Origin of the sequence: Stenotrophomonas sp. PS02300, assembly GCF_029959395.1 — a bacterium.
GTDB classification, from domain to species: Bacteria; Pseudomonadota; Gammaproteobacteria; order Xanthomonadales; family Xanthomonadaceae; genus Stenotrophomonas; species Stenotrophomonas maltophilia_AD.
In genome coordinates, this window is record NZ_JASCOP010000213.1 from 1 (window position 1) to 3787 (window position 3787).

3 protein-coding genes and 1 pseudogene are annotated in these 3787 nt (G+C 67.3%); 2 read left to right on the plus strand and 2 right to left on the minus strand.

What is annotated here, in order from left to right:
* Positions 1-93: 93 nt before the first annotated feature.
* Positions 94-729 (minus strand): glutathione S-transferase family protein, encoded by a 636-nt coding sequence (locus tag QMX79_RS20300; protein ID WP_282248387.1) that lies wholly within the window; start codon positions 727-729, stop codon positions 94-96.
* Between the two features lie 160 nt (positions 730-889).
* Between QMX79_RS20300 and QMX79_RS20305 the strand changes: the two genes are divergently transcribed.
* Entirely contained in the window at positions 890-1519 is a 630-nt protein-coding gene (locus tag QMX79_RS20305) for a LysE family translocator (RefSeq protein ID WP_282248388.1), read from the plus strand.
* Between the two features lie 40 nt (positions 1520-1559).
* On the opposite strand, the gene QMX79_RS20310 is transcribed toward QMX79_RS20305, so the two are convergent.
* Positions 1560-3077, minus strand: coding sequence for a fumarate hydratase (locus tag QMX79_RS20310; protein ID WP_282248389.1), 1518 nt, complete (start codon positions 3075-3077; stop codon positions 1560-1562).
* A gap of 170 nt (positions 3078-3247) precedes the next feature.
* On the opposite strand from QMX79_RS20310, the pseudogene QMX79_RS20315 reads away from it, so the two are divergent.
* Positions 3248-3691, plus strand: a pseudogene (locus QMX79_RS20315) (carboxymuconolactone decarboxylase family protein).
* Positions 3692-3787 lie beyond the last annotated feature (96 nt).

Below are 3787 nucleotides of genomic sequence, written 5' to 3' on the forward strand. Positions count from 1 at the left end.
CGCAGGGCGTGGCTCTACGCACGTTACCCGACCCGCGTGGGTTTGCTTGCTGATCGACCCGCGTAGAGCCACGCCCTGCGTGGCTGCGCGGTGTTACCGCCAGTCGGTGATGCCTTCGCGGCGGTAGACCTCAACGAACGCCGGGCGTGATTTCAGCCGCTCGGCGTAGGCCTTCAACTCCGGCCACGTATCACTGGGCCGGGGCATGTTGCGTGACCAGCGCATCAGCATCACCAGCATGAAATCGACCACGCTGATGCGCTCGCCCAGCACGTAGGGCCCCGCCTGCTGCAGGTGCTCGGCGAACCGAGCCCAGCCCGCTTCCAGCTGCTGGCGCGCACCCTCGCGTACCGCGTCCACGCTGTCCGCACCGGCCACTTCATCGGCATAGAACCAGGCCCGGTAGGCCGGCTGCAGCGTGTTGGCACACCAGAACATCCAGCGGTAGGCCTGCGCGCGCTCGGGCGTGCCCGACGCCGGCAGCAACCCGGCCTGCGGATGCAGGTCGGCCAGGTGCAGCGCGATCGCCGCCGCCTCGGTCAGCACCTGGCTGCCCATCACCAGCGTGGGCACGCGCCCGGCCGGATTGAGCGCCAGGTAATCGGCCGACTTCTGCTCGCGGGTATCGAAATCGAGCAGCACCAGCTTGTGCTCGATGCCCAGTTCGATCAGCAGCCAATGCACCACCAGCGAGGCGGTGCTGGAGGATCCATACAACGTGGTGGCCATGCGCGGAACCTGCGGGTGGGAAGACCCTGATTATGCGCGCGACGCTGCCTCCGGCAATGGATACAGATGGCCGCCGCATTGCCGCGCGGCTGTGGCTGTCGGGCGGCTCGGCGGCGGCCTAGCATGCTGCGCATCTTCCGCCACCCCACGCCGTGCCGACATGCCCGATCCTTCCCACCTGCTGGCCTTCAGCCTGATCGCGCTGGGCATGGTGCTCACCCCGGGGCCGAACATGATCTACCTGGTATCACGCTCGATCTGCCAGGGCCGCGCGGCGGGCCTGGTGTCACTGGGCGGCATCGCCGTCGGGTTGATGGTCTACCTGCTGTGCGCGGTGCTGGGCATCACCGCGCTGTTCATGGCGGTGCCGCTGGCCTACGACGCGCTGCGCGTTGGCGGGGCGCTGTACCTGCTGTACCTGGCCTGGCAGGCGCTGCGCCCTGGCGGCCGCTCGCCGTTCGAGCTGCGCGAGCTTGCGCAGGACAGTCCGCGCCGCCTGTTTTCGATGGGCCTGTTCACCGCCCTGCTCAATCCGAAGATCGCGGTGCTGTACCTCTCCCTGCTGCCGCAGTTCATCCAGCCGCACGACCACGGCAGCGTGATGACCCAATCGTTGCTGCTGGGATCGCTGCAGATCGCCACCAGCATCAGCATCAACGGCCTGATCGTACTGGCCGCAGGCAGCATCGCCGCGTTCCTGGCACGCCGTCCGCGCTGGCAGGTGGCGCAGCGCATGCTGATGGGCACGGTGCTGGGCGGGCTGGCCTTGCGGATGCTGGTGCTGCGCTGAGGCGGTACCGACCAACGGTCGGTACCTACCACGTCGAGCCTCAGGCCACGACCACCGGGATCTTTCCGATCTTCGCCTGCCACTCGCGCGGGCCGGTGATGTGCACCGATTCGCCGGTGGAATCCACCGCCACGGTCACCGGCATGTCCTGCACGGTGAACTCGTAGATCGCTTCCATGCCCAGGTCGGCGAAGCCAACCACCTTGGCCGCCTTGATCGCCTTGGAGACCAGGTAGGCAGAACCGCCCACCGCCATCAGGTAGGCCGACTTGTTGTCGCGGATCGCCTCGATCGCGGCCGGGCCGCGCTCGGCCTTGCCGACCATGCCCAGCAGGCCGGTCTGTTCCAGCACCTGGCGGGTGAACTTGTCCATGCGGGTGGCGGTGGTCGGACCGGCCGGGCCCACCACTTCGTCGCGCACCGGATCGACCGGGCCGACGTAATAGATGAAACGCCCCTTGAGGTCGACCGGCAGCGGCTCGCCCTTGTTGAGCATGTCCACCATGCGCTTGTGCGCGGCATCGCGGCCGGTGAGCAGCTTGCCGTTGAGCAGCAGGGTCTGGCCCGGCTTCCAGCTGGCCACGTCTTCCGGGGTGATCGTGTCGAGGTCGACGCGGGTGCCCTTGGAGGCGTCGTAGGTGATCTGCGGCCAGTCTTCCAGCGACGGCGGGTCCAGCATCACCGGGCCGCTGCCGTCCAGGGTGAAGTGGGCGTGGCGGGTGGCGGCGCAGTTGGGGATCATCGCCACCGGCAGGTTGGCCGCGTGGGTCGGGAAGTCCTTGACCTTGATGTCCAGCACCGTGGTCAGGCCGCCCAGGCCCTGCGCGCCGATGCCCAGTGCGTTGACCTTGTCGTACAGCTCCAGGCGCAGTTCTTCGGCGCGGTTGGAGGCGCCACGGGCCTTGAGTTCGTTGATGTCGATCGGCTCCATCAGCGATTCCTTGGCCAGCAGCATCGCCTTCTCAGCGGTGCCACCGATACCGATGCCAAGCATGCCCGGCGGGCACCAGCCGGCGCCCATGGTCGGCACGGTCTTGAGCACCCAGTCGACGATCGAATCGGACGGGTTGAGCATGGCGAACTTGCTCTTGGCTTCCGAACCGCCGCCCTTGGCCGCCACGATCACCTCGACGGTATCGCCCGGCACCACCTTGACGTTGACCACGCCCGGGGTGTTGTCCTTGGTATTGACGCGCTTGCCGGCCGGGTCGGCCAGCACCGAGGCGCGCAGCTTGTTGTCCGGGTGGTTGTAGGCCCGGCGCACGCCTTCGTTGGCCATGTCTTCCACGCCCATGGTGGCGTCGTCCCAGCGCACGTTCATGCCGATTTCCAGGAACACGGTGACGATGCCGGTGTCCTGGCAGATCGGCCGGTGGCCTTCGGCGCACATGCGCGAATTGATCAGGATCTGGGCCATCGCTTCCTTCGCGGCCGGCGACTCTTCGCGCTCGTAGGCGGCGGTGAGGCTCTTGATGTAGTCGACCGGGTGGTAGTACGAGATGTACTGCAGCGCGTCGGCGATGGACTGGATGAGGTCTTCCTGCTTGATCGATGTCACGTAATGCTCGCTTGCTCGGGGCTGGCGGGGGTAAGCCCACCATTTTAGCGCCCCGGCCCGGCGGTGGTGGGAATCACTCCCGACAACTGCGCCGGGCCCTGTCACAGCAGGCGACCCTGCCCCGTCTTATAGGATGAAGAAGCCCTGAAACCCGCCCGATGGAGACACCCATGTCCGCTTCCCCCCGTGTTCCCTATACCCGCCTGGCCGCCGACGCCTTCAAGGGCCTGCTGGCCACCAGCAAGGCCGTGCATGACAGCTCGATCGACCCCACGCTGATGGAACTGGTGTTCCTGCGCGTGTCCCAGATCAATGGCTGCGGCTACTGCATGGACATGCACGGCACCGCGCTGCGCAAGGGCGGGATCGAGCCGCGCAAGCTCGACACGCTGCCCGCCTAGCATGAAAGCCGCTTTTTCGATGACCGTGAGAAGGCTGCGCTGGGCTGGGCCGAGGCACTGACCCGGCTGAGCACGGCGGCACCGTCCGATGCCGCGTTCGAGGCGCTTTCACCGCATTTCGATGAAAAGGGCATCAGCGACCTGAGCATGGGCATCGCGGTGATCAATGCCTGGAACCGGCTGGGCGCGGGGTTGCTGCCCCCGCTGCCGTAAAAGCGTACCCACCAACGGTGGGTACCTACCGGCGGCCGGGCCAGCCGATGGTGGGCCGGCTCGTGCGGCGGTAGCGCCCGACCGTTGGTCGGGCGA

Excerpts from the sequence above, each read along its gene's own strand:
- QMX79_RS20300 (WP_282248387.1), bottom strand. The coding sequence starts at position 729 with ATGGCCACCACGTTGTATGGATCCTCCAGCACCGCCTCGCTGGTGGTG.
- QMX79_RS20305 (WP_282248388.1), top strand. The coding sequence starts at position 890 with ATGCCCGATCCTTCCCACCTGCTGGCCTTCAGCCTGATCGCGCTGGGC.